This window comes from Salinimicrobium xinjiangense DSM 19287 (genome assembly GCF_000423585.1).
Classification (GTDB): Bacteria; Bacteroidota; Bacteroidia; order Flavobacteriales; family Flavobacteriaceae; genus Salinimicrobium; species Salinimicrobium xinjiangense.
In genome coordinates this window covers 14060-39099 of sequence record NZ_AUIG01000014.1, presented here as the reverse complement: position 1 = coordinate 39099, position 25040 = coordinate 14060, and the positions used below count along the sequence as shown (strand labels likewise).

The following is a 25040-nucleotide window of genomic DNA, read 5'->3' as shown; positions in this document are numbered from 1 at the left end:
TCCTTACCTCTTAATTATAGTTCCAGTAACAAAAAGAACTCCACCCTTTGCACCTATCCCTAGGATACCATTTTTTGGAGCTTCAAAGGTTATCTGCATATTAATTAATCCATCACCACCTTGCCTTTTAATCTCGGTGATAACTTCTTCCCTTAATTCCCTATCCGGATTTACATCATTAAAAGGAATTAAACCTAATATGGGAAGACCCAATCTATAGCCAGATCTGGCATAAATAAGCTGTCCTACAGGAGTGTAGGGTTTCTGAATGTCTCCATCACCTGAGGTGATAAAAACTTCATCAGATGGAGGGAAAGTAGTTACTTCATTATAGGCACCACATCCTACAAAAAACACTGTCATCAACAGTAAAATAGATAGTTTAATTTGTTTCATTCGTTTATAGTTTGTTTATGTTAAGTTTAAGCTAAATTATATTTTTTTTATGTTAATGCAATACTTGATATAAAAATTTAGCAACAACAATTATTCAATATGTTGTAGTAATCTATTTTGCTTCCCCGGCACTTGAAACTATAAGCATTCTTTTCCTCATGAATATGAGCACTTCAACTACATAGGTTCTTAATTCACCAACTTCCTTGACAAATCCGACAACTGCTAAAGGAAGTAATGGGACATATATAATCCTAACATTTTTATGCCGGAGAAAATGCCAATCTTACCAACAATAATTAACTTAAAATAATTTCCCTAGGTGGAGAAGGAAATGAAAAATAAGATATATTAGTTACTCAAAACATTCATTGTGAACACGAACCATCCCGGAGAACCTGCCTCACAGGATTGAAGATTTTCTAAAATTAGCAGATGTACAACAGCATCAGACTATTTTTACCAAGGGTACTTTTAAAGATTCTGAGCAATGCGAAAATCTTATATTTGCCACATATTCCGTAGATCTGTTTTTAGTCGAGGTCGTAAATGATACAGAAAAAGATGTCTTTATAAATAAGAGAGCTTTTTTACCTGACTGCGCTCAATAAGCTGTTAATAGAAATTTGTGATTAAATACTTTAAACGGCAAGGGGGATCTATAATGGTCTCCCTTTTTTAATTCCAGGTAATTAATCTCTCCTTTTCCAGAAGTAAGAGTTTCTGGGAGCTTCTAACACAGCTCCAAAAGTCAAAGTCCCATCACTGTTCAATATGGGCTTATAAAAAGACTGTATATTTGTCTCACTACTGATTCTAAAGCAACAGTAGATCAGCAGATGGTTTGCTACATGTTTGTTACATACAAAAACTAGCAATATTAAATACTGTTAATCAATTATTTAATGTTTATAAATTACTTTTGTCTCAAAGTTACATATTAATGACCAAGCAGGAAAAAGTTCAGTTCGTCATAGATACTCTGGCCGATATTTACCCCAATGTTCCTATACCATTAGATCATAAAGATCCTTATACGCTGTTGATTGCCGTATTAATGTCGGCACAAAGTACAGATGTGAGGGTTAACCAGATCACTCCGCTGCTTTTTGCCCGGGCCGATAATCCCTATTCCATGGTAAAGCTTTCTGAAGAAGAAATAAGGGAGATCATTAAGCCCGTTGGCCTCTCTCCCATGAAGGCAAAAGGGATCTATGGCTTGTCCAGAATTCTCATTGAGAAATATAATGGTGAAGTACCTGCAGATATTGAGGCCCTGGAGGAACTTCCGGCTGTGGGACACAAAACTGCGAGCGTAGTAATGTCACAGGCATTTAATATTCCTTCCTTTCCTGTTGACACGCATATCCACCGACTTATGTACAGATGGAATCTTTCTAACGGAAAGAATGTGGTGCAAACAGAAAAGGACGCAAAAAGATTATTCCCCAGGGAACTTTGGAATGAGCTTCATCTGCAAATTATTTGGTACGGTAGGGAATATTCACCGGCTCGTGGTTGGGATCTGGAAAAAGATATTATTACCCGTACCATAGGACGAAAGAAGGTTCTCGACCAATATTACAAAAAAAAGACCCGAAGCTAACGGGTCTCTATTTATTTAGTTTAAAAAACTCTCGAACTGTAGCTTTTTATAAGTACTTATTCGCAAAGCCTTAGAATAGTTCAAAAGGAAATTGACTGTTTCCTTTTTTGGAGACATCTGTTTCAATTTTTTTTCGGAGTAAAGTTTTGCCATTATTGGTTATTTAAGGTTATAACATGATAACGGCAAAGTTTTCTTCATATTGTATTAATTGGTTAAAACAAGATTATGTTTTTCAATGACCTTTCGCAGGTTTATTAAGGCGTATCTCATACGGCCCAGGGCAGTATTAATACTCACCCCGGTGCGCTCTGAAATCTCCTTAAAGCTCATATCCTTATAAATTCTCATTACCAGAACTTCCAGTTGATCTTCGGGAAGCTCTTTAATTAGCTCCTTTACATCGGCTTCTATCTGATCTTTAATGATCTGTTTTTCTGCATTGAGTCCCGAGTCACACAGAACAGAGAAAATATTAAAATCCCCGCTATTTTCGAACTTAGGCATTCTTTTGTTCTTTCGGAAGTGATCGATAACGAGATTATGGGCAATACGCATTACCCATGGTAAAAATTTGCCTTCCTCGTTATACTTTCCCCTTTTAAGGGTCCGTATCACTTTAATAAAAGTATCCTGAAAGATGTCCTCTGCGACATCCTTATCAAAAACTTTTGAAAAGATAAAACTGTAAATTCTATGCTGATGTCGGTTGATTAGAATTGAAAGAGAGTTTTCATTTCCTTCAATATAGCTTTTCACGAGAAAAGCATCATTTGCCTCGGTGTGTTCCATAAGAGTTACTTTTTACGGGCTGTTGGGGTACCCGCCGGTTAGTTAATACAAGTTCAAAGTAACTTTATGCAATAGGCAAATTCTTTTTATTCGTTCGTATTAGCAAATATAACAGGAAAATTTTCACATATACAAATAAAAGGTTAATGTTTTTAACAATTTAAGTTTCAGGTGTTTACATTAGCACTTTCTTCACCTTGTAAAACTGGGAGTTTAAGTACCTTTGCAAATTCATCAGAAATTCAATTATGCAGATCGATATTTCCGGCGTAGACCCGAAGGAGAACATCATAATAAAAGGAGCACGACTCCATAACCTCAAGAATATAAATGTCATCATTCCCCGCAATAAGCTTGTTGTGCTTACGGGGCTTTCCGGTTCGGGAAAATCCTCCCTTGCCTTTGATACACTCTATGCCGAAGGCCAGCGTCGCTATGTGGAAAGCCTGTCCTCCTATGCCCGGCAGTTCCTTGGCAGACTGAATAAACCCCAGGTAGATTTCATTAAAGGAATAGCCCCGGCTATTGCAATTGAACAAAAGGTAAATTCTACAAATCCGCGTTCCACGGTAGGAACCTCGACTGAAATTTATGATTACCTCAAATTACTTTTTGCCCGAATAGGAAAAACTTATTCTCCTGTTTCAGGTGATGAAGTTAAAAAGGACACGGTTACAGATGTTGTCAATTATGTAAAGTCTTTTTCTGAAGGCACTAAAATGCTTCTGCTTGCACCTGTTCATGTTGAAAAAAGCCGTACCCCAGAAGAAAAACTCAAGGTATTACTGCAGCAAGGCTACAGCCGTATAAAATATAATGGGGAGGTGCTGCGGATAGATGAAACCGACCTCTCAAAAATCAAGGAAAAAGACCTTTTTCTTGTAGTAGACAGGATCGTAACCAAAGATGACGAAGATTTCTATAACCGCCTGGCAGATGCTGTTCAAACCGCTTTTTTTGAGGGAAAGGGAGAATTATTCATCGAAAATCTTTCCGATAACAAACTCCGGCAATTCAGCAATAAATTTGAGTTGGACGGAATCACCTTCCTGGAACCAAACATCCATCTCTTTAGCTTTAACAATCCTTACGGCGCTTGTCCCAAATGTGAAGGTTACGGAGATGTGATAGGAATAGATGAAGATCTTGTGATCCCAAACACCGGATTATCGGTTTATGAAAATGCAATCTTTCCATGGCGGGGAGAGAGCATGAGCTGGTATAGGGATCAACTGGTAAACAACAGCCACAAATTCAATTTTCCTATTCATAAACCATATTTTGAACTAAGCCAGGAACAAAAAGATCTCATTTGGAACGGGAACCAGTATTTTGAAGGTCTTAATCAATTCTTCGCCTTTCTGGAATCTAAAGCTTATAAGATCCAGAACCGTGTTATGCTTTCCCGGTACCGCGGAAAAACAAGATGTTCTGTTTGTAAAGGTAAAAGGTTAAGACCTGAAGCTAATTACGTAAAAGTTGGAGGAGCAACGATTACCGATCTGGTAGAAATGCCTATCAACAAGGTGGCAGATTTCTTTGAAAATCTTGAACTTAATGAGTCTGATGCTGCTATTGCAAAAAGATTACTAACAGAAATAAAGAACAGGTTAGGTTTCCTAACCAAAGTAGGTCTCACCTATCTCACTCTCAACAGAAAATCAAATACGTTATCGGGAGGGGAATCCCAGAGGATCAATCTGGCAACTTCGCTTGGGAGTAGCCTGGTGGGGTCGATGTATATTCTTGACGAGCCATCGATTGGATTACATCCCAGAGACACCTTAAAACTAATAGAGGTGCTAAAATCCCTTCGGGATCTTGGGAATACGGTGATCGTGGTGGAACACGATGAAGATATCATGAAAGCTGCAGATGAAATTATTGATATCGGTCCCGAAGCAGGAACAAACGGCGGAGAAGTTGTCGCCACCGGTACCTTCAGTGATATCCTGGTTTCAGATTCTCTTACTTCTAAATATCTGAATAATACCCTGCAGATAAAGGTGCCTGAAAAACGACGGACATCAAAATACTACATTGATATTTTTGGTGCCCGTGAGAACAATTTAAAGAATATTGATGTTCGTTTTCCATTAGGGATTTTCACTGCTGTGACAGGTGTGTCGGGAAGTGGCAAAAGTACCCTGGTTAAAAAGATAATGTATCCGGCCATGTGCAAGGAAATTGGTGGTTACGGAGAAAAGGCCGGACAATTCACTAAAATAGAAGGTAAATTAGGAAATGTTACCACAGTAGAATTTGTGGATCAAAACCCGATTGGACGTTCCTCAAGATCGAATCCGGTGACTTATATCAAGGCCTATGATGATATCAGGAACTTGTTTTCAAATCAGAAACTCAGCGACATCAGAGGTTATAAACCTAAACATTTCTCGTTCAATGTTGATGGAGGACGTTGTGAAACCTGTAAAGGAGAAGGTGAAGTTACGATCGAAATGCAATTCATGGCCGATGTTCACCTGGTGTGCGAAACCTGCAATGGGAAACGCTTCAAAAAGGAGATCCTGGAGGTCACTTTCGGCGGAAAGAATATTGATGAAATCCTGAATCTTACTATTGATGATGCGGTAGCTTTCTTTGCAGAAAACGAGGAGAAAAAGATCACCATGAAGCTGAAGCCTTTACAGGATGTTGGCCTGGGTTATGTTCAACTGGGTCAGAGCTCTTCAACGCTATCGGGTGGAGAAGCTCAGAGAATAAAACTGGCTTCCTTCCTGGTAAAAGGAAACACCAAAGAAAAAGCATTGTTCATCTTTGACGAACCCACAACAGGATTGCATTTTCACGATATCCAGAAGTTATTAAAATCCTTTAATGCCTTACTCGAAAAGGGTCATTCGGTAATTGTAATTGAACACAATATGGATCTTGTGAAATGTGCAGATCATGTGATCGATCTTGGACTGGAAGGAGGGGAAAATGGTGGCCGACTTATTGCAGAAGGGACACCGGAAGAAGTTGCCGAAAATCAGGAATCCTACACCGCCCCTTTCTTAAAAGAAAAACTTTAATAGAACATAATATTTAACATCTTCCCACTTTAAATTATTGAAACTTGGCATAGCCTTTGAAATAAAATAGATAATTGCGAAAATAAGTTTACTTGTTAAGAGAGTAATTAATAATTTTTGGTTGGTTAGTTTGGAAACCCCGTGAAGCCTTGAGCTCCCGGGGTTTTCTAATTTATGGCACGCAGTTTGATTTTAATAAGATGTACCAAAAAATTCAGGTACTGTTATTAACCTAATAACTCCCCTTTGTGATGAAAAACATATATCTTTTATTGTCCTTCCTGGTGATTGGGTTTTCTGCTAAAGCTGTTCCAGGAACAGTGGAAAATTTCGACCGCCCTAATAATGGCGATGCCTTTATTTTTGTTGAAAGAGGAGTTGAATTTGCCGTCTTCCCTGACGGACAGTTTGATTTCTTCTTTAATCCCCGCGGTAATTTTAATAGAATACCGTCGCATATAAATTACAGTTTTAATTCCGGTTATAATTACGGACCATTTGTACAGTACGATGATTACGGTGCTGTTATACAAATTGAAACTGTTCCGGTGTACTACGATTACTATGGAAGAATCATTCGGGCGGGTCGTGTAAACATTGGATATAATGCTTTCGGAATGGTGAACAGGATCGGTAATATGTTTTTACATTACAACTATTACAATCAGTTCACCCATACTTCAGGATTCATTAATAGTCGGAATGCTCATTACGTATATCGCCCCTGGCATGAATACTATGTTAGACCTTATTCCTACACGGTAGTACATCATCAGCCTTACAGGATCTACTACGCTCCAAACAGGATGAAGTATAACCATTACAAGAGATACTATAATAATCATTACAGTAACGGCTCTTTTCAGAAAAGCTATTACAGACCGGGAGAAAAAGTAACCACCTATCACAGGGGAAGAAGAGATGAAACCCGTCGTGAAGTGAGAACGGAAGTTGCCCCCTCACGGAATAATATTACCACTACTCCAGAGCGAAAGACTTACAGGCAGTCAAATACCCGTACCCTTCCGCCACAAAGAGCAGAAACCAGAACAAGTACCACCAGACAGGTAGCACCCGCTGTACACAGAAATGAAGTGCCTCAGGTGAGAACTTCAAGAACAGAGAATGTAACTGTACAAAAAAACATAGAAACAAGAGTCCCTGCAAAAAGAGCTGAAACTCCTGCAGTGCAAAGAAGAAGCCCTCAGGTAAATACCACTCCTGAAAGGACCGCAAGTAATGCAAGAGAAGTTCAGGCGCAAACCCGCCGCTCACACACTCCTGCAAGGACAGAGAATACTCCCCAGGTTAGAACTCAGGAGCCGGTTCCTTCAAGAGGAACAAGAAGTTCAAGAGGAGGATAATAATTTTTGATTAGTTAATTTTAGTTAGTTGGTTAGTTGGTAGGTCCCCGGTTGCGAAAGTGCCGGGGATTTTTTATTTCCTTTTCAGAGTCTTATCGATGATAGAATTAATGTCCGGAGATAGCTTTAAAAAGTAGATCACCAGCACATAAAGCACGGCTATAACGCCCGACTTCAAAATTATATTGATCACAGGATGCCAGGGAAAATCCCAGTAATAAAATCCAAAACTGAACAGTAAAATTAGCAACAGCCCGTAAAAGGTCTGCTTTGTAAAAGGCTGAATGTTGAACTTTGTCTTTACAATAAACAATTTTACCGTGTTATAACTGGCAAAAGCCAGGAAGGTTGCCAACGCAGCTCCCAGCAATCCCAGCCTTGGAATAAGTAAAATGTTTAATACAAAAGCCAAAGCAGCAAGAAAGACTCCAATAGCTAAAACAAGACGATAGTAATCTGAATTAAAAAGAATGCTGTTATTGTTCCCCAACAGATTATCATAAAGCTTTACGCAACTAATAAGGATCACTATAGAAAAACTTATCTGGTATTCATCGGGAATGAGTTCATATAACTGGGAGACATTAGTAATGATCAAAAGAAAAATCAGTCCGCTAATGATGAGCAAATTAAGGGAACTTTTTTTATAGAGTTCTAAAAGTCCTTTTTTATCCTTCTTGTTCAGCAGTGTTGCCGTCATTGGGTAAGTAATCTGGTGCATAGCCCGGGAAGGGACTGCGATCACAGAAGAAATATAAACAGCAATTCCGTAAACCGCCACCATTTCAATGGGCAGAAATCTTTCGATCATTACCTTATCCAAATCCAGTAAAACCATTGCGACCGAACCCGCTATTAAGATAAGAGCAGAATACTTTAAAATAAAGGATCTGTTTCGTGGAAATGCAAAACTCAGCTTCGGAAAATACAGCCTGAAGGCATAAACTTTCATGATGAGCAACCTTAAAATAAACACCAATCCTATAGCATAGACAAAATTTTCTACTGAAAGGTAGTCAAAATAAACAGCCACTAACAGCAATGAAATGCAGGTGCGATGGAAAACCTCTTTCATGAAATTTCCAAAAACACTTTTGTAGTGGATCTTGGCCCAGGAAAAAAAGATCTCGAAATAAGAAGTGGCGAGAGCAATGACAAAAATTAACCAGATATAAGGCTTTACAAGACCTTTCCCATCAGAAAAATAATCGAGTAGCAATCCGTAGGAGAAATAACCCAGAAGACCAAGGATCAGCGAAATTCCCAGGGGCAGCCAGAGAATAACACTTAATAATTTATCCTTTTCAGCCTGAGAGTCGTAGGAAGAATAAAATTTCACGAGGGTGTTATGAACTCCAAAGGCCATAAGCGGCCAGATAAGATTGGCGGCCGATAAAAGAAATCCCACGAGTCCGTAATATTCCGGAGTTAAGAAATTCGTGTACAGAAACAGCGTATTGATCGCTCCTATTCCAAAACCGAGGTAGGTAGTAAAGAGGTTCTTTGCCGACTGGTTAACAACAACTCCCATTAATTTTCCTGGATTAAATGTGCCAGCCTTTTAGTCAAAGCCTTACGGCTGTATTGCTGTAATCCTATAGGAAATGATCTCAATTCATCCCTTTTATATAATTCATAGCTCTCCAAAAGAAAAGTTTTAATTTCCCCTTTTTGAGAGTAGAGAAAGAAGGATCCTGTATTTGTTTCAGTTATGATCTTCCGAATATCGGCTCCCTCGGGTCCTACAGCCAGAATGGGCCGCTCACTTACCATATACTCAAAAAGTTTTCCGGGGATTATCCCTTTGGTTTCCTCACTGTCTATCTCTATCAAAAGCAGCAGCTGTGAACTCCGCTGCAACTGTAAAGCTTCCGCATGGGACATGTAGTCCTTTAATAAAAGATACTTTCCTAAACCACATTTTTGGATACTCTCCAGCACGGGCTCCCCTACTGCGCCTATCAGCTTTAACTGAAAATCCTCTGCAAAATCTGGTTTTTCTGAAATTAATTCGGAAATGGCTTTCCAGAGATTCTCCGGATTTCTACCGGAAAGCAGGGATCCAATATGTGACAGGCTGAACTTTTTGTCCATTGGAAGTTTTTCTACCTCCTCCACATCATAACCATTAGTGATCACCTCCACCGGCTTATCTGTCTTAGATGTAAACTCATCCCGTGTGGTAAAACTGGTGGTGATAATCTTATCGGCCGCCTGCAGTACACCTTTCTCAAGCTGTTCATGTATTTTTTGTGAACGGGAAGAAAGCTTCAGCTTTTTGTGATAGCCAATCTGTGTCCAGGGGTCCCGAAAATCTGCTATCCACCTCACCCCGGCTTTTTGCTTAAGCTCCAGGCCTATCAGGTGCATACTATGCGGCGGTCCCGTAGTTATTATGGTGTCAATTCCATTTTCCTGCAGATACTTCGAAAGATATTTGACAGAAGGTTTTATCCAGAATTTTCGGGCATCCGGAATAAAGAAATTTCCGCGGATAAACAGCAGTAACTTCTGCAAAAATCCCTGGTTCTGCTCCTTCGGAATGATCCCCGAACTTATCTTCTCCGTATCTTTTTTAGAGAAAACTTCAGCAAAAGCATAGGGCTCAAAAATGTCATTTTTAAGCACCTTTATTTCTGAAGGTATTTCGGCTTCTAGAGAAGCATCCTTTAAAGGATAATGGGGATTTTTCGGCACATAAACTACCGGTTCAACCCCATTCTGCGGAAGATATTTTACAAACTTGAGCCAGCGCTGCACCCCCGGGCCACCGGCCGGAGGCCAGTAATAAGTAACAATGAGTACTTTTTTCATAGCCCTGCCCTAAAAGGGTTTATTTTCTTCTTATTCCGTAGAAGATTCCGCCCAGCAGGAGCAATCCAAGGATCACCGAACTCGCCAGCGCAATCGTACTACCGGTTTTGACCACCTGCGGTTCAAACCTGAAGCTAATTTCATGCTCCCCTGCAGGGATCATCATTGCCCGCAGTACATAATTTGCTCTAAAATGCGGCACCTCTTCTCCGTCAATATAGGCCTGCCATCCATGTGGATAATATATTTCGGAAAATACCGCCATTCTCTCATTTTCAGAAGAGGAACGGTATTTCAGCTCATTTGGCTGATAAGAAATTAGCTCAATACTTGCAGCTGTATCGGCAGAGAATTTTTGTTGCGGTATATATTCAGCAAAATCCTCATCCACCACAGCAAGCCTTCTGGTATTGATTCCCTCCAGACTCAAAATTTCTTCATTAGCATCTTCTACTATCTTCACCTCCTCCACAAACCATGCATTTCCATTGGTCTCGGGATTAGGCTGTGCCACTACCCCCTCTTCAGTGGGAATAATAAAATATTTGGTGTTAAGCATGTTCAGGACCTGCAGGTTGTTTTGGGAAAGGTAAAAATCATATAGCTCCTGCATTCTTCCTGGCTTGGCGGCATGATATCCCCCAACCGAATTATGGAAAAAAGAAGTTCTTGCAGTGTTAAAAGGACTTCCGCTAAGGTCAAAAACCCGATAATGACCATTGTCCTGCATAATTTCCCGATCGGCTTCAGTAGCCTGGAATGGCCGGTTTACCTGACTGGATCTTACGAAATCTTCACTGTCCACATATCTTCGGTCAACGGCAATAAGATCTGCAAGAATTAATATCCCTAAGGCAATTACGGCAATATTCAGGCTAAACTTCTTCTTCAGAAAGAACCACAGAACTGCAGCAGTTAAAAGCACAAAGATCAGACTGCGAATCGTATCGGCCGTGAAAACTGATTTTCTGTCTTCTTTAAGAGCTCTAACAAATTCGGGTCCCAGCTGCTGAATAAGGATGCCGTCACTTGCACCCGTAAAGCTGAAGAACATACCTTTAAATAAAAGAAATAATAAGGCAATTCCCCCGGTGATTATTGTAGCCCATTTAAGAGCATAAGTTCTTCTTTCCAGGGTTTCTTCCTTAAAGAAGAAAACGCAGAGGCCTATGATAGCTAAAACAGGTATACAGAGTTCCAGGATCACCTGAATGGAGGAGACTGCACGAAACTTGTTGTATAACGGGATATACTCAATGAAGAAATCCGTTAAAAGTCCGAAATTCTTTCCCCAGGATAAAAGCAGGGCCAGCACAGTTCCACCTACAAGCCACCATTTTGCTCTACCCCGCACCAGGAAAAGCGCTAATACGAACAGGAAAAGCACAGTTGCACCAATATAGGCAGGAGCGCCCACAAACGGCTGATCGCCCCAGTATGTGGGTGCGGCTTCCGCAAATTGTGCCGCCTGTATGGGATTTGCTCCCAGTTGTAATAACTGGTTATAAATGGCCGAATCTGTCCCTACATTCTCGGCACTGGAGCCACCCATAAAACGAGGAATAAAGAGATTAAAGCTCTCGATGATCCCGTAGCTGTATTCAGTGATATAATTGTAATCGAGACCTTCAGATTTATCTTTGGTGCCTTCGGGAGTGATAGTGAGTCCCGTATCTCCCCTTGTGCTGAAATTGGCATATTCCTGGGTCGCCATTAAATTTGTGGCATTCGCACCTATTGCAAGAACAACAGCAACGATCATGACTCCAATCGCCTTAAAGAAGCCCGGCAATTTCTTTTTCCTGATGGCATCGATCAAATAAGCTATACCTAAAACGATCACCAGCAGGAGCAGATAAAAGGTCATTTGGAAGTGGTTGGCACTTATCTCCAGGGCCATTCCAAAGGCAAGAAGCAGAAAACCAATAATATATCTCTGCCTGAAACAGAGCAGAATTCCCCCGAGCACCCAGGGCATATATGCTATAGCATGGGCTTTTGCATTATGTCCTACGCCAAGGATAATTATGAGATAGGTAGAAAAGCCAAAAGCCAGCGCTCCCAGGATCGCGAGCCTGTAATCTATTTTTAATACCAGAAGCAGAATGTAAATACCTAAGAAATATAGAAAAAGATAATCTGCAGGCCGGGGTAAAAACCGGAGGAGACTATCTATTTTTTTGACATAGTTATGTGGATAATTTGCGCCCAGCTGGTATGTTGGCATTCCACCAAATGCCGCGTCTGTCCAGTAAGGCTCCTCCCCTGTCTCTGCCCGGAATTCGTTTTGCTGCCGGGCCATCCCGATGTATTGGGCTATATCACTTTGAAATATCTCTTTTCCCTGTAGGACCGGATAGAAATAAGTTAATGAAAGTACGATGAAACCAAGAAAAACAAATATGTGAGGGAGTACTTTCTTGAGGGAAAAATTCATAAAGTCTTGATTTTGGAGTTGAAATTAGTCAATTTCTTCATAATCGATATATTCTCCAACATCATTCTTTGACTTTCCTGTTTTCTTTGGCTTTTTATCTAAGGTAACCTCTCCCTGCTGTCGTGGTTGTTCCCCGGGAGCACCAAACTGTCCGAATTTTTGTTCAAATTTCTTCCCTACCTTTCTCAGAATATATCTGAGCAGGATGGGACCAAACCAGCGGAAAAAGAGTTTTAACCCGAAGTATACGAGGAGTACGATAAGTATCACTCTTAATACTTCAGACAATGAAGCTTCGTGCATTCTAAAAGTTTTGGTAAAATTACTACTCTACTTAAAGAAAACCATCACAGCAGTCGAAAAAAATGATAAAATCTATATCTTTGGTTACAACCAATCAGCCCAAAAATGAGGATATACACGATTTTTTTCGTCCTTTTCTTCTTCGGAACTTTTTTTGCCTCTGCTCAATATACCGAAACCATCAACTCCAACCGCCCCGGGAATTCCCAGGGTGCTTTCGCCGTTGGCCCTAAGGTGCTTCAAATTGAAGCAGGAGGTAAATTTGGTAATGATAATCATGAGCTCCTCCAAACAGATACAGATCTTTGGGGGATCGATTATTCCGTAAGGTTTGGACTTCTTGTGGAAGAATTAGAGATCAACCTGATGGGTTCTTTTCTGGATCAAACTACTAATTATACAGTAGGTAGTTCCACTCAATCTACCGGCATTAGTAATTTCGACTCGAATGCCATTGGCGTAAAATATCTTGTTTATGACCCGTACAAAGAGGGTAAAGAAAGGAAGCCAAACCTTTACAGCTGGAAAGCCAACCAAAGATTTGACTGGAATATTCTTATTCCGGCAGTCTCACTTTATGCAGGGGCAAATTTTTCTTTTGGAGACAATCCGTACCAATATGAAGGTCAGGCTAATTTCTCTCCCCGGTTTGCAGTGATCTCCCAAAACAACTGGGGTCCGTGGGTTCTGGTAATAAACCTTATGGCCGATCAAATTGCACAGGAATATCCAATTTATTCAGGTATTGTGACACTTACTCACTCTTTTTCATCCAAATTTGCCATGTTTGGAGAATTCCAGACCTTCATCAATGATCTTTACAGTGACGAAATAGCAAGAGGAGGTTTTGCCTATTTGTTTCATAAAAATTTCCAGGCCGATATCTCCGGACTTGTAAACTTTAAAGACACTCCCTCCCGTTGGCAGGTGGCCGGCGGATTATCTTACAGGTTCGATTGGCACAAGCAGGATCAATACCTCGAAGCTCAGGAAAAATAAAAATCTTTTTACGCCAGCCGCGGCGGTGCAAATAATTTCATAATGATAGATTTCAGCGGGACATATACAGACCAGTATCAGCTCACGATGGGCCAGGTTTATTTTCAAAAGGGAGAAGCAGAGAAAACCGCAGTTTTCGATTACTTTTTCCGAAAACTTCCGTTTGATGGAGGATTTGCTGTTTTTGCCGGACTTGACACCCTGCTGGATATTCTGGAGAATTTCAGGTTTTCAAAGGAGGACATAAAATATCTTAAGACTCTGGACCTGAATAAAGATTACCTGGATTTTCTTAAAGATTTCCGCTTCCGCGGAAAAGTTTATAGCATGAGGGAAGGCGAGCTTGTGTTTCCGGGAGAACCTGTAGTGCGGGTCGAGGCTAATATCATTGAAGCCCAGATTGTCGAGACCCTCCTCCTGAATATTCTTAACTTCCAAACGCTTATTGCCACCAAAGCTACCAGAATGGAGATACAGGCAAAAGGCCGTATGTTAATTGATTTTGGTTTACGCCGCGCCCAGGGAATTGGTGGTTATCATGCCAGCCGGGCAGCAATGGTAGGTGGTTTTGACGCAACAAGCAATACAAGATCGGGAAGAGACTTTGGATTTGCAGTTTCGGGAACTATGGCCCATTCATTTATCCAGAGTTATGAAGAAGAACTGGAAGCTTTCCGGGATTTTGCAAAAGCCCATCCCAACAACAGCATTTTACTTGTCGACACCTATAACACCTTAAAAAGTGGAGTTCCTAATGCTATCACCGTGGGGAAAGAAATGGAAAGCCGCGGGGAAAAATTAAAGGGAATAAGACTGGATAGCGGGGATCTTGCCTATCTTTCCCGCCGCTCAAGAGAAATGCTCGATGAGGCAGGTCTCGATTACGTGAAGATCGCAGTATCCAATCAGCTGGATGAACACCTTATCAAAAGTTTAATTGACCAGGAGGCTCCAATCGATGTCTTTGGAGTGGGAACAAGTCTGGTGACGGGAAAACCCGACGCTGCCCTCGATGGGGTGTACAAACTTGCCCATTTTAAAGATCAACCGCGCATTAAGCTGTCTGAAACTATTTCAAAGATCACTTTACCACATCGCAAGCAGGTTTACAGACTACTCGATGAGAGTGGTAATTTTTTAGGTGCCGATGTAATATGTCTTCTGGATGAACAGGATCCAAAAATGATGTTTCATCCTTATGATCGTTTAAAATACCAGGATATTTCTGCAGTTAACAAAGAAAAATTGCTGGAGCTGGTAATGGAAGATCAGAAAAGGACTCGAAAAAGAAAAAGTGTTGAAGATATTTCTAATTTCCGAAGGGAAAGACTTCAAAAACTACCACCCGAATTTAAACGATTTTCCTATCCGCATATTTATAAGGTGGGGTTAAGTGAAGACCTTCGGGATGAAAGGAATACGCTTATAGATGCACATAAAGAAAAAAAATCATGAAAACTCTGATCATTGTAGATGCCCAAAATGATTTTATGCCCGGGGGTGCCCTTGAAGTAAAGCAGGGGGATAAAATAATTCCTGTAATAAACAGCATTTTATCCCAATTCGAACTGGTGGTTGCCACCCAGGACTGGCATCCTGCCAATCACAAAAGCTTCGCTGTGAATCATCCCGGTAAAAAAGAATTTGAGGTGATTGATCTTAACGGCCTCGAGCAAAAGCTTTGGCCTACACATTGCGTTCAGGGTACAAAAGGGGCAGATTTTCATCCCGATCTGGAAATGAAACCCATTGAAGCCATCTTCAGAAAAGGAATGGATCCCGAAATAGATAGCTACAGTGGCTTTTATGATAACGGGCATAAAAAAATAACCGGGCTTAGCGGTTATTTAAAGGAAAAGGGAGCTGTTGACCTTTACTTCTGCGGACTTGCTGCAGATATTTGTGTCTATTATACTTTACTTGATGCCCTTCGCGAGAATTTTAAAGCAACTCTTATTGAAGACGCAGCTGTGCCTCTTTTACCTGAAGGCTTCGACAAGATAAGGCGTGATATTATTTCCGGTGGCGGAAGAATAACGAATTCGGAAGAGGTCTGAAAAATGCCATTTTTGACACCCTCTTTTCAGAAGTGTCGGATATTCCATAACTCATAACTCATAATGATCGCTGAGCACTGATCGCTGAGCACTGATCACTGATCACTGACCACTATCATATGACTAAACCAATAATCTGATGTATATGTGTCACCCAGGGCTCTTGTCAGGTGGTTCTTTAAATTCGGGGTTAAAACCATGGGCTATTAATATTGCGCCCCGCCGGGGCAGGCAAAAGCAGAAAATCAAAATTCGTACTTCTAAAATCTAACTTCTACTTTTCTGAAAAGTCACACTGCACGGTAGTCCCGCTGTTCAGCGGGGGAGGTACTGAGCACTATCATATGACTAAAAATAATGATGTAATTACAATCGCAAATATGTCGCCCCTCCGGGGCTCTTTTTGGAGGGGGCATTTTTTGATCCCGGTGTTAAAACACCGGGCTACCGATAATTCGCCCCTCCGGGGCTTTTTTTCCTATCCACACAAAATCTTCTACAGTCATAATCCGCGGTAATCCCGCTGTTAAGCGGGGGAGGTACTGAGCTCTAATCACTGAACACTACCTTCTGTGCCATCTCCGCGTAAACCACCAGACCGCGGCCTGTAAGAAGCCGGTTAGAACGCCCGATACCACTATGTTTTGAAAAGCCGAAAAGACACCAAGAGTATAGGAATCTTCAAAGCTGGAAGGAATATTATAAACGGATACCAGCCTCTGTACATATATTCCGAAAACTGCAAATGCCACAAAGAGAAAAGCATAGGTAAGGTAAAAAACCAGGTTCCTTTTAAAAGTCCATTTATAGTAAACGGCAATAGAAACAAGAATGATCCAGGAGATCCAGAGACTCCTTTGAAGGTCATTAAGCTCTGCCTGAGCCTCTTTTGCAAGTCCGCCGTCGGTGATTACCTGCTCCAGTTGGAAAACGGAGTACAGCGGATAAACCAGCAGCAATAGGAAAATGATCACCAGAACAGTTTTTTTCTTCATATCTACAATTTAGAAAAAACAAAGGACACACAAGGAAAGTCATACCTAATGTTTCTTTTAAATCCATCTCTACTGTAGGTTTTTGGAAATACCTGATAAAACTGAAAATCAGGAGTCACATAGTACTCAAAACTGCTGAACAAAAAACTCCCGTTTCCTAATGGAAACGGGAGCTGGTTTTTATAAAATAAAAAAACCTATTTGGCAATATTGACTGCCCGGGTTTCTCTTATCACAGTGACTTTTACCTGTCCCGGATAAGTCATATCTGTCTGGATCTTCTGAGAGATCTCAAAAGAAAGATTTGCAGCCTTATCATCACTCACTTTTTCACTCTCTACGATTACTCTTAGCTCTCTACCGGCCTGGATGGCATAGGCTTTCTTAACGCCTCCAAAACCAAAGGCTATATCTTCAAGATCTTTCAGTCTCTGAATATATGAATCCAACACCTGTCTTCTTGCTCCCGGTCTCGCGCCACTAATAGCATCACAAACCTGAATAATTGGAGATAGTAAAGATGTCATTTCAATTTCATCATGGTGTGCACCTATGGCATTGCATACATCGGGTTTCTCACCATACTTTTCTGCCCACTGCATTCCCAGAATTGCGTGAGGTACTTCAGTTTCTGTTTCAGGAACCTTCCCAATATCATGCAGAAGTCCGGCACGTTTGGCCAGTTTTGGATTAAGCCCCAGTTCTGCAGCCATAACGCCACACAGCTTGGCTACTTCTCTTGAATGTTGCAGCAGGTTTTGTCCGTAAGAAGAACGATACTTCATTCTACCTACAGTTTTGATCAATTCGGGATGCAGGCCGTGAATACCAAGGTCGATAACTGTACGTTTTCCTACCTCAATGATCTCTTCTTCAATTTGTTTGGTGGTCTTCTTAACTATCTCTTCGATTCTTGCCGGGTGGATCCTTCCATCTGTCACCAGCTTATGCAATGATAAACGTGCCACTTCCCTTCTTACCGAATCAAAACAAGAAAGTATGATAGCCTCGGGCGTATCATCAACAATAATCTCCACACCTGTCGCTGCTTCAATTGCCCGGATATTTCTTCCTTCCCTACCAATAATACGTCCTTTTACGTCATCGCTTTCAAGGTTAAAGACCGAAACGCAATTGTCAATTGCTTCTTCTGTACCTATTCTCTGGATGGTATTGATCACAATTTTCTTAGCTTCCTGTTGTGCGGTAAGCTTAGCCTCCTCAATAGTATCCTGTACCAGAGCCATTGCATCTGCCCGTGCAGTATCTTTTAAAGATTCTATAAGTTGGGCTTTGGCATCTTCGGCAGAGAGACCTGAAATCACTTCCAGCTGTTGTACCTTACTGTTGTGAAGTTTATCGATTTCCTCCTGTTTCTTTTCCAGGATCTCATTTCTGTGGTCGTAATCGGCGATCTTTTCTTCAAGATCTTTGTTCAGGTTTTTACTTTTTGCCAGTTCGCTGGAAACCTGGGATTCTTTGTCTCTTATCCTTTTCTCGGCATCGGCTATCTTCTTATCCCGTGACAGGATTACTTTTTCATGTTCAGATTTAAGTTCAATGAATTTTTCCTTTGCCTGCAGGATCTTATCTTTTTTGATCCCTTCGGCTTCCTGTTTGGCTTCTTTAAGGATTCCGGCAGCCGATTTCTTAGCTCTTTGAATTATTTTGGAGGCATTTTTCCTCTCCAGGTATTTAGCTATTCCAAAACCTATTGCAAGGCCCAGGGCGAGAGAAATAATGATAAGCGCTATAGTTAGTGTATCCATTAGTTAGTTTTTATTATAAAAAAAAAAGCCTGTATTAGTTTTGGATTTGTATAAACTCTTTAAATCAAGTTTAGGGCTAACAAGCTGATCAAGGATCCGCTCAAAGACGGCTTGCTTTTACAACTTAAACTCACCCTTTTTAAAGAATTGGTGTTGAGTTTATCAAAAAAAATTAACTAATACAGGCAGTAACCTTTATTTTTTAAATCAAAGAACAGTTAAACCAGGTGCTTTTCAAGCAATTCATTGAGCGCTTTCAATCTATCTTCAGCCAATACTACTTCGCTGCTATTGTCAATTGCTTTTTGCTCGGTCTGGGCTGCAAACTGTAAGGCGCACATGGCCAGAACATCCTGCTTATCCCTAACGGCATAACTCTGCTCAAATTGCTTAATCATAAACTCTATTTTTTTTGCAGCTTTTCGAAGCCCTTCCTCCTGTTGAGGCAGAATCGTCATAGGATAAACCCGGTCTGCAATAGAGATCTTTATTTTAAGCTGATTTGACATTTTTTATTCTTCTATTCAGAGAGGTGAACAATACATTGATCGATCTCCCTGATCAAGCTATTTATCTTTAGCTTGGTTTCTTTTTTATATTCATTACTGCCAAGCAAGGCATTGGCGGCTTTAAGAGTTTTCACCCGATTTTCAGAAGCTTCAAGAGAGGTTAGCAACTCCTGCTTTTCTGCTCTCAAATTAGTCAATTCATCTTGTAGGGTTTGCTGTTTCTGCTCCAGTTTATTATAGTTCTGAAGCAACTTACCAATCCTATTTTCAAGATTATCAACTATTTCTGTTAAATCGCTCATTAAAGCTAAACCTGCTTCTTACCCTTACAAAGTTAACATACCTGCCGAAATATCCCAATAATTTGAAATCTATTTTAGGTCTGAATTTTAAAATAATTTTAACCACCTCAAAAATAAGGGTTTAATTTTTGCCGTTGGTTTGGTATCTTTAACCCGCTATAAAAAGTTAAATTTTAAATACATGAAAAGGCTCCTTGCCCCTCTCCTGCTCTTTTGCTCTTTTATCGTTCACGCCCAGGCTCCTGAAGTTCCTGCTAACTACTTCGACGATCCTTTGCAGGTACCGCTTATCCTCTCCGGAACTTTTGGCGAACTTCGGTCCAACCATTTTCACAGTGGTCTCGATATTAAGACCCAGCAGCGGGAAGGATTACCGGTTTATGCTTCTGCCGAAGGTTATGTAAGCAGAATCAATGTGGCTCATTTTGGCTATGGAAAAGCTTTATACATTCAGCATCCAAATGGCTATACTACAGTTTATGCCCACCTGAAGAATTTTTCTCCAAAAATTGAAGAATACATAAAGAAGATCCAGTATGCACGGGAAAGCTATGAAGTAGAAGTTTATCCAACTGCCTCAGACCTACCCATTGAGCGTGGGGAATTAGTGGCCAATAGTGGAAATACCGGTGGAAGCGGCGGACCTCACCTGCATTTCGAGATCAGGGACGGCGAACAGCGCCCTATGAATCCTCTCATGTTTGGATTTGATATTAAAGACAATCGCGCTCCTTTGGTTTCTGGAGTTTATGTTTACCCTATGGGAGAAGACGCACATGTCAATGGATCGGCGCAAAGACAAAAGCTCAGGTTAATTCCGCAGCAGGATGGTTCTTTTCAGGCAGAAAAGATCGAAGCCTGTGGAGACATAGGTTTTGGGATCAATACGGTAGATCAGCTTGATGCAGCTCCCAATCAGAACGGGGTCTTTAGAATTGAAAGCAATGCCAACGGAGAAAAGATTTTTCAGGCCAACTTTGAAAAATTCTCCTTTGCCGAAACCCGTCATCTTAACCAGTTGATAGATTATGGTTACTATGCTACCAACAACAGGCGAATTCAGAAGCTCTTTGTAGAACCTTCCAATCCCCTAAGCATTTACAGCCATGTTTCTAATGATGGGATCTTAAATGTGGAGGATAGTCTTTCATACAATTATGTCATTAGAGTGACAGACTTTGCAGGGAACGAACGTGTAGTTCGAATTCCTATTGAAGGAAAGCACCGTGATGCCATTACCCCAAATCCCGAAAAAAGGACGGAATATTTTGTTGAAGCCGGGGCCGGGGCACAATTTGAACAAAACGGAATCGACGTCTATATTCCTAAGAACAGTTTATACCAGGACGTATATCTGGATGTCACTTTTGAAGATGAAAAGTTGACCTTGCACGAAGATGTTGTGCCAATTCATACAAACATCAGCATTGGATTCGACTTAAGTAAATATAAGCCCGAAGACAGGGAGCAAATGTTTATTGCCCGACTCAATAAATGGGGAACTCCTAATTATTCTACTACTACGAAGGAAGGAGAACGTTTTACCACTAAAACGCGCAGTTTTGGCACATATACTTTAGCAAGAGATACCAAAGCACCCTCGGTAATACCCATTAATTTTAAGAATGGGCAGTGGATCTCATCCAATAAAGACCTGAAGGTGAAGATCTCAGATGATCTATCGGGAATCAAAGATTACAGGGCAACCGTAAACGGAAAATTCATACTTATGGAGTATGAGTACAAGCAAAACCTGCTTACACATAATTTCGAAGATGGTGTAGTAAGCGAAACCGAAAACCTTCTAAAGATCGAGGTGACTGATAATGTAGGAAATACCACTATATTTGAAAGTACCTTTTACAGAAAATAAACCTTCGGTTGAGAGCAACTGCCATCTTCTTCTTTTACTGCCTGCTTTGCTGGAATACCGGCTTTTCTCAAACAGCAGTTATAAAAGGAGTGGTACTGGATGAAAATCATGAACCGGTTGTTAATGCCAACATTACTATTCCGGAAGGTGGAACCCAAACCAATTCTGCCGGATTTTACCTCTTTGAGATCCCTGCCGGCAGGGAAGTCAGGATAACGGTTTCGCATATTGGTTTCAAAAATGCTGTTTTTACAGTTCTATTATACAGCGGGGAGATCCTGGAATTCAATCCGGTGCTTAACAGCAGGATTGAACAGATTGGGGAGGTAGTCTTAACATCAGAACAACGGGAAGCCTTTACGGGAATGACATCTGTAGATCCCGAAGCTATAAGAAAGCTTCCGGGCGCAAACGCAGGTGTAGAAAATCTCCTTAAAACCTTACCCGGAGTAAGTTCAAACAATGAATTAAGTACACAATACTCCGTTAGAGGTGGTAATTACGATGAAAATCTGGTTTATGTAAATGGCATCCAGGTCTACCGGCCATTTCTCATAAGGTCGGGACAGCAGGAAGGCTTAAGTTTTGTTAATCCCGATTTGGTGCGGAAAGTCCATTTTTCGGCAGGTGGATTTCAGGCGAAATACGGAGACAAGCTATCTTCGGTCTTAGACATTCAATACAGAAGACCCGTGAATTTCCGGGCCTCTCTTGATGCCAGTTTTTTAGGTGTGAACGTAGCTGCGGAAGGAGTCTCAAAAGATCAAAAATTCAGTGCTCTTGCAGGAATACGGTATAGGGATAACAGTCTGCTCGTGGAGGCACAGGAGACTGAAACAAATTTTACCCCGCTATTTGCCGATGCGCAGCTCAATCTTATCTATCAATTTTCCGATAAGGTGGAAATCAGTTTCCTGGGAAATGCATCCAAAAACGAATACAGCTATCGTCCCCTTACCAGGCAAACCAATTTTGGAACACTGGCTAATCCGCAAGCCCTCTTGATATATTATAACGGAAGAGAGGAGGATATTTACTCCACCCTTTTTGGAGCGATCAAAACTTCCTATAAATCTGACGGAAATTATACGGGAAATTTCACACTTTCAGCCTATAATACAGAAGAACAGGAATATTATGACATTGTAGCTCAATACCGGTTAGGGACAATTAATCTGGACTACGGAAAAGACTTCGGAAAAGTAGAGTCTTCACAAGGCGTGGGGGCTCAACTCACGCACGCAAGAAATAAACTTGATGCACTGATTTTCAACCTTGACCATTCCGGAAACATTCAGCTTGAAGATCACCTCCTTGACTACGGAATCAAATATACTCATGAAGATATCCGGGACAGGATAAGAGAATATGAGATCGTCGACTCCGCCGGATTTTCTATCCGCCCTCCCCTGCCTGATCTTAAAAATAATCAGCCCTACGAACCATATGAAGCGCCACTGCTGCCTTTCACTTCCATTCGTGCCTTTAATGAAACGACCATTGAGCGTTTTCAGGCATTTTTCCAATGGAGTCATCGCGGAACAATTGGTGAGCACGAGCTGTGGACCAACGCGGGATTGAGAAGCCACACCTGGATGCTTTCTTCTGAAGAAAATGCTGCTCCTCAAACTGTGTTTAGTCCGAGGGCACAAATAGCTCTAAAACCAGCCTGGGAAGCAGATATGCTGTTCCGGCTTTCGGGAGGAATTTATCATCAGCCGCCATTCTACAGGGAACTCCGGAATTTTTCCGGAGCATTAAATCCTGAAGTCAAGGCACAGCGCTCATTTCATCTTGTATTGGGAAATGAATACAGCTTTAAACTTCTTGAGCGACCGTTCAAGCTCATTTCTGAAGCGTATTTTAAGGATCTCAAGAATGTTAACCCCTATACTCTGGAGAATGTCCGGATTCGTTACGCGGCAGAAAATAATGCTGAAGCCTATGCCTATGGACTTGATCTGCGGCTCAATGGAGAATTTGTTCCCGGTACAGAAAGCTGGATCAGCTTTGGTTACCTAAAGACAGAGGAAAATATCGAGAACCGTGGTTATATCTCCCGACCTACAGATCAAAGGCTAAAATTCGGATTGCTGTTTCAGGATTATGTGCCCAGCATCCCCAACCTGAAAATGTATCTCAATTTGGTCTACAATACCGGCTTGCCAGGCGGTTCCCCCGCCTACGCAGATCCATACCTTTACCAATCCCGACTTCCAGATTATAAGCGCGCCGACCTCGGATTGTTTTACCTTCTTAGAAGTGAAAATTCTGAACAGAATTTTATTCAGAATAAAATATTCAGAGAAATTTCCATAGGCCTCGAGATCCTGAATATTTTTAATGCCCAGAATTCAATCACAAATACTTTTGTGAGGGATGCCTACACTAAGACACAATATTCCGTTCCTAATTATCTTAGCCCCCGTATCTATAATGTAAGGATAGGATTTAAATTATAGCAGTTTTACCAATATAGAAGTCTTGGCTCTAGGCTCTAGAAGCGGAGCGGTGCAGATTCTTTTATCGGACAATAATGATTTGGTGCCTGAAATTTGTTGCTTACCCTTCCTATTTCTCCATATACTCCTTCAACACCTTCACCACATATTCCACCTCTTCTTTAGTGTTATACCTGGAAAAAGAAAATCTAAGAGAGGGTTTCTGCAGGTCTTCTTGAGACAAAAATGCATTTAGCACATGAGATCCCTGGCCGCTTCCGCTTTGACAGGCACTTCCCTTAGAGCAGGCAATTCCGTGAAGGTCCAGCTGGAATAACAACATCAAAGCCTTTTCCTGAGACATAGGCAGGCATACATTCAGCAATGTATAGGTGCTATGCTCGAAATCATCACAATCTCCATTGAATTTTGCTTCAGGAATTTCCTTTTTAAGAAGGTCTGTAAAATGCCTTTTTAGAGAGGTAATATATTCCCGCTCTTCATCGAGATGCAGATATGCAAGTTTGAGAGCCTCTTCCAGGCCCACAATATTATGTACCGCCTCGGTACCGGCGCGGTAACCCCGCTCCTGTTCCCCGCCAAAAATAAGCGGCTGCAGTCCGCTGTTTTTGCGGATGTAAGCAAAACCAACACCCTTAGGACCATGAAATTTATGGGCACTAACAGCTGCAAAATCTATTTTGATCTGGGAAAGATCCAGCTCATAATGACCTACCGACTGTACGGTATCGGAATGAAAGAGAGCATTATATGCTTTACAAATTTCTCCTGTTTTTTTGATATCCAGAAGGTTCCCTACTTCATTATTGACGTGCATAAGGCTCACAAGAGTCTTTACATCACTTTCCTTAAGAAGCTCTTCAAGATGTTGAAGGTCTACCCTTCCGCAGTCATCAAGATCAACATATTGCAGGTCCACACCATAGACTTCATGTAGTTTATTAAGTGTGTACAGAACCGCATGATGTTCAATTTTTGAGGTGATGATCCGCTTTACGTCGAGATCCCTTACGGCCGAGTTCAAAATAAGATTATCGGCTTCTGTACCGCCCGAAGTAAATATAATTTCAGACGCGGCAACATTTAAAATACCGGCGACTGTTTTACGGGCCTGTTCTATCAGGGTTTTTGCACTGCGACCAAAGGCATGAGTGGAAGAAGGATTCCCGTAGACTTCCTTCAAAACATCTGCCATGCGATCTACCACTTCTTCGCGGATCTGCGTAGTTGCGGCATTATCAAAGTAGACTTTTTTCATGGTCCACAAAAATAATAGATTTAAAATTATTTAAGGAACACTCCTCAAAATTATATATTACTTTTAATT

The 25040-nt window shown here is 41.1% G+C and carries 19 protein-coding genes and 1 other RNA gene; 8 read left to right on the top strand and 12 right to left on the bottom strand.

Translation table 11 applies throughout. The annotated features are described in order from the left end of the window. Positions 1 to 3 precede the first annotated feature (3 nt). Complete coding sequence (locus G564_RS0105580) at positions 4 to 396, bottom strand: hypothetical protein (RefSeq protein WP_156879180.1); 393 nt, start codon at positions 394 to 396, stop codon at positions 4 to 6. Positions 397 to 1339: 943 nt separating this feature from the next. Between G564_RS0105580 and G564_RS0105575 the strand changes: the two genes are divergently transcribed. Beyond that, positions 1340 to 2002, top strand: a complete 663-nt coding sequence (locus G564_RS0105575; protein WP_029036789.1) for an endonuclease III domain-containing protein — start codon at positions 1340 to 1342, stop codon at positions 2000 to 2002. Between the two features lie 207 nt (positions 2003 to 2209). Here G564_RS0105575 and G564_RS0105565 read toward each other — a convergent pair whose 3' ends face one another. Next, the gene (locus G564_RS0105565; protein WP_029036788.1) at positions 2210 to 2794 is read right to left on the bottom strand and encodes an RNA polymerase sigma factor; all 585 of its coding nucleotides are present in this window, start codon (positions 2792 to 2794) and stop codon (positions 2210 to 2212) included. A gap of 248 nt (positions 2795 to 3042) precedes the next feature. Between G564_RS0105565 and uvrA the strand changes: the two genes are divergently transcribed. Together uvrA and G564_RS19825 are read left to right on the top strand one after the other, a co-directional pair. Then, positions 3043 to 5829, top strand: a complete 2787-nt coding sequence (gene uvrA / locus G564_RS0105560; RefSeq protein WP_029036787.1) for an excinuclease ABC subunit UvrA — start codon at positions 3043 to 3045, stop codon at positions 5827 to 5829. A 251-nt stretch (positions 5830 to 6080) separates the two neighbouring features. Beyond that, on the top strand, positions 6081 to 7193 hold the full coding sequence (locus tag G564_RS19825) for a hypothetical protein (RefSeq protein WP_051205328.1): 1113 nt from the start codon (positions 6081 to 6083) through the stop codon (positions 7191 to 7193). Between the two features lie 73 nt (positions 7194 to 7266). On the opposite strand, the gene G564_RS0105550 is transcribed toward G564_RS19825, so the two are convergent. From G564_RS0105550 to G564_RS0105535, 4 genes are read right to left on the bottom strand one after another with little or no spacing between them, the layout of a single operon-like run. Then, positions 7267 to 8724 carry a lipopolysaccharide biosynthesis protein gene (locus G564_RS0105550; RefSeq protein WP_029036786.1) on the bottom strand — a complete coding sequence of 486 codons (1458 nt, stop codon included), beginning with the start codon at positions 8722 to 8724 and terminating at the stop codon, positions 7267 to 7269. Further along, the gene (locus G564_RS0105545; protein ID WP_029036785.1) at positions 8724 to 10007 is read right to left on the bottom strand and encodes a glycosyltransferase family 4 protein; all 1284 of its coding nucleotides are present in this window, start codon (positions 10005 to 10007) and stop codon (positions 8724 to 8726) included. The genes G564_RS0105550 and G564_RS0105545 overlap by 1 nt, the downstream gene beginning before the upstream one ends. 19 nt (positions 10008 to 10026) lie before the next feature. Next, the gene (locus G564_RS0105540; protein ID WP_029036784.1) at positions 10027 to 12444 is read right to left on the bottom strand and encodes a YfhO family protein; all 2418 of its coding nucleotides are present in this window, start codon (positions 12442 to 12444) and stop codon (positions 10027 to 10029) included. 24 nt (positions 12445 to 12468) lie between these two features. Further along, the gene (locus G564_RS0105535; RefSeq protein ID WP_029036783.1) at positions 12469 to 12747 is read right to left on the bottom strand and encodes a hypothetical protein; all 279 of its coding nucleotides are present in this window, start codon (positions 12745 to 12747) and stop codon (positions 12469 to 12471) included. A 105-nt stretch (positions 12748 to 12852) separates the two neighbouring features. Here G564_RS0105535 and G564_RS18650 point away from each other — a divergent pair, with 105 nt between their 5' ends. From G564_RS18650 to pncA, 3 genes are read left to right on the top strand one after another with little or no spacing between them, the layout of a single operon-like run. Then, positions 12853 to 13746, top strand: coding sequence for a transporter (locus G564_RS18650; protein ID WP_037373559.1), 894 nt, complete (start codon positions 12853 to 12855; stop codon positions 13744 to 13746). 42 nt (positions 13747 to 13788) lie between these two features. Next, positions 13789 to 15201 carry a nicotinate phosphoribosyltransferase gene (locus G564_RS0105525; RefSeq protein WP_029036782.1) on the top strand — a complete coding sequence of 471 codons (1413 nt, stop codon included), beginning with the start codon at positions 13789 to 13791 and terminating at the stop codon, positions 15199 to 15201. Continuing rightward, on the top strand, positions 15198 to 15803 hold the full coding sequence (gene pncA / locus G564_RS0105520) for a bifunctional nicotinamidase/pyrazinamidase (protein ID WP_029036781.1): 606 nt from the start codon (positions 15198 to 15200) through the stop codon (positions 15801 to 15803). Before G564_RS0105525 ends, pncA begins: the two co-directional genes overlap by 4 nt. Before the next feature lie 563 nt (positions 15804 to 16366). On the opposite strand, the gene G564_RS0105515 is transcribed toward pncA, so the two are convergent. The 5 genes from G564_RS0105515 to G564_RS0105500 all read right to left on the bottom strand — a co-directional run bounded on the left by G564_RS0105515 (position 16367) and on the right by G564_RS0105500 (position 19378). Beyond that, complete coding sequence (locus tag G564_RS0105515; protein ID WP_029036780.1) at positions 16367 to 16798, bottom strand: hypothetical protein; 432 nt, start codon at positions 16796 to 16798, stop codon at positions 16367 to 16369. 197 nt (positions 16799 to 16995) lie between these two features. Next, entirely contained in the window at positions 16996 to 18567 is a 1572-nt protein-coding gene (gene rny, locus G564_RS0105510; RefSeq protein WP_029036779.1) for a ribonuclease Y, read from the bottom strand. Positions 18568 to 18619: 52 nt separating this feature from the next. Beyond that, positions 18620 to 18726, bottom strand: a non-coding RNA gene (gene ssrS / locus G564_RS20115) — 6S RNA. Positions 18727 to 18785: 59 nt separating this feature from the next. After that, on the bottom strand, positions 18786 to 19076 hold the full coding sequence (locus tag G564_RS0105505) for a cell division protein ZapA (protein ID WP_029036778.1): 291 nt from the start codon (positions 19074 to 19076) through the stop codon (positions 18786 to 18788). A gap of 11 nt (positions 19077 to 19087) precedes the next feature. Next, positions 19088 to 19378, bottom strand: a complete 291-nt coding sequence (locus G564_RS0105500) for a hypothetical protein (RefSeq protein WP_029036777.1) — start codon at positions 19376 to 19378, stop codon at positions 19088 to 19090. Positions 19379 to 19559: 181 nt separating this feature from the next. On the opposite strand from G564_RS0105500, the gene G564_RS0105495 reads away from it, so the two are divergent. Both G564_RS0105495 and G564_RS0105490 read left to right on the top strand, forming a co-directional pair. Further along, positions 19560 to 21251 (top strand): M23 family metallopeptidase, encoded by a 1692-nt coding sequence (locus G564_RS0105495; protein ID WP_029036776.1) that lies wholly within the window; start codon positions 19560 to 19562, stop codon positions 21249 to 21251. Between the two features lie 8 nt (positions 21252 to 21259). After that, entirely contained in the window at positions 21260 to 23713 is a 2454-nt protein-coding gene (locus G564_RS0105490; protein ID WP_084625582.1) for a TonB-dependent receptor, read from the top strand. Between the two features lie 109 nt (positions 23714 to 23822). On the opposite strand, the gene G564_RS0105485 is transcribed toward G564_RS0105490, so the two are convergent. After that, positions 23823 to 24971 carry a cysteine desulfurase family protein gene (locus G564_RS0105485; RefSeq protein ID WP_029036774.1) on the bottom strand — a complete coding sequence of 383 codons (1149 nt, stop codon included), beginning with the start codon at positions 24969 to 24971 and terminating at the stop codon, positions 23823 to 23825. Between the last annotated feature and the right edge of the window lie 69 nt (positions 24972 to 25040).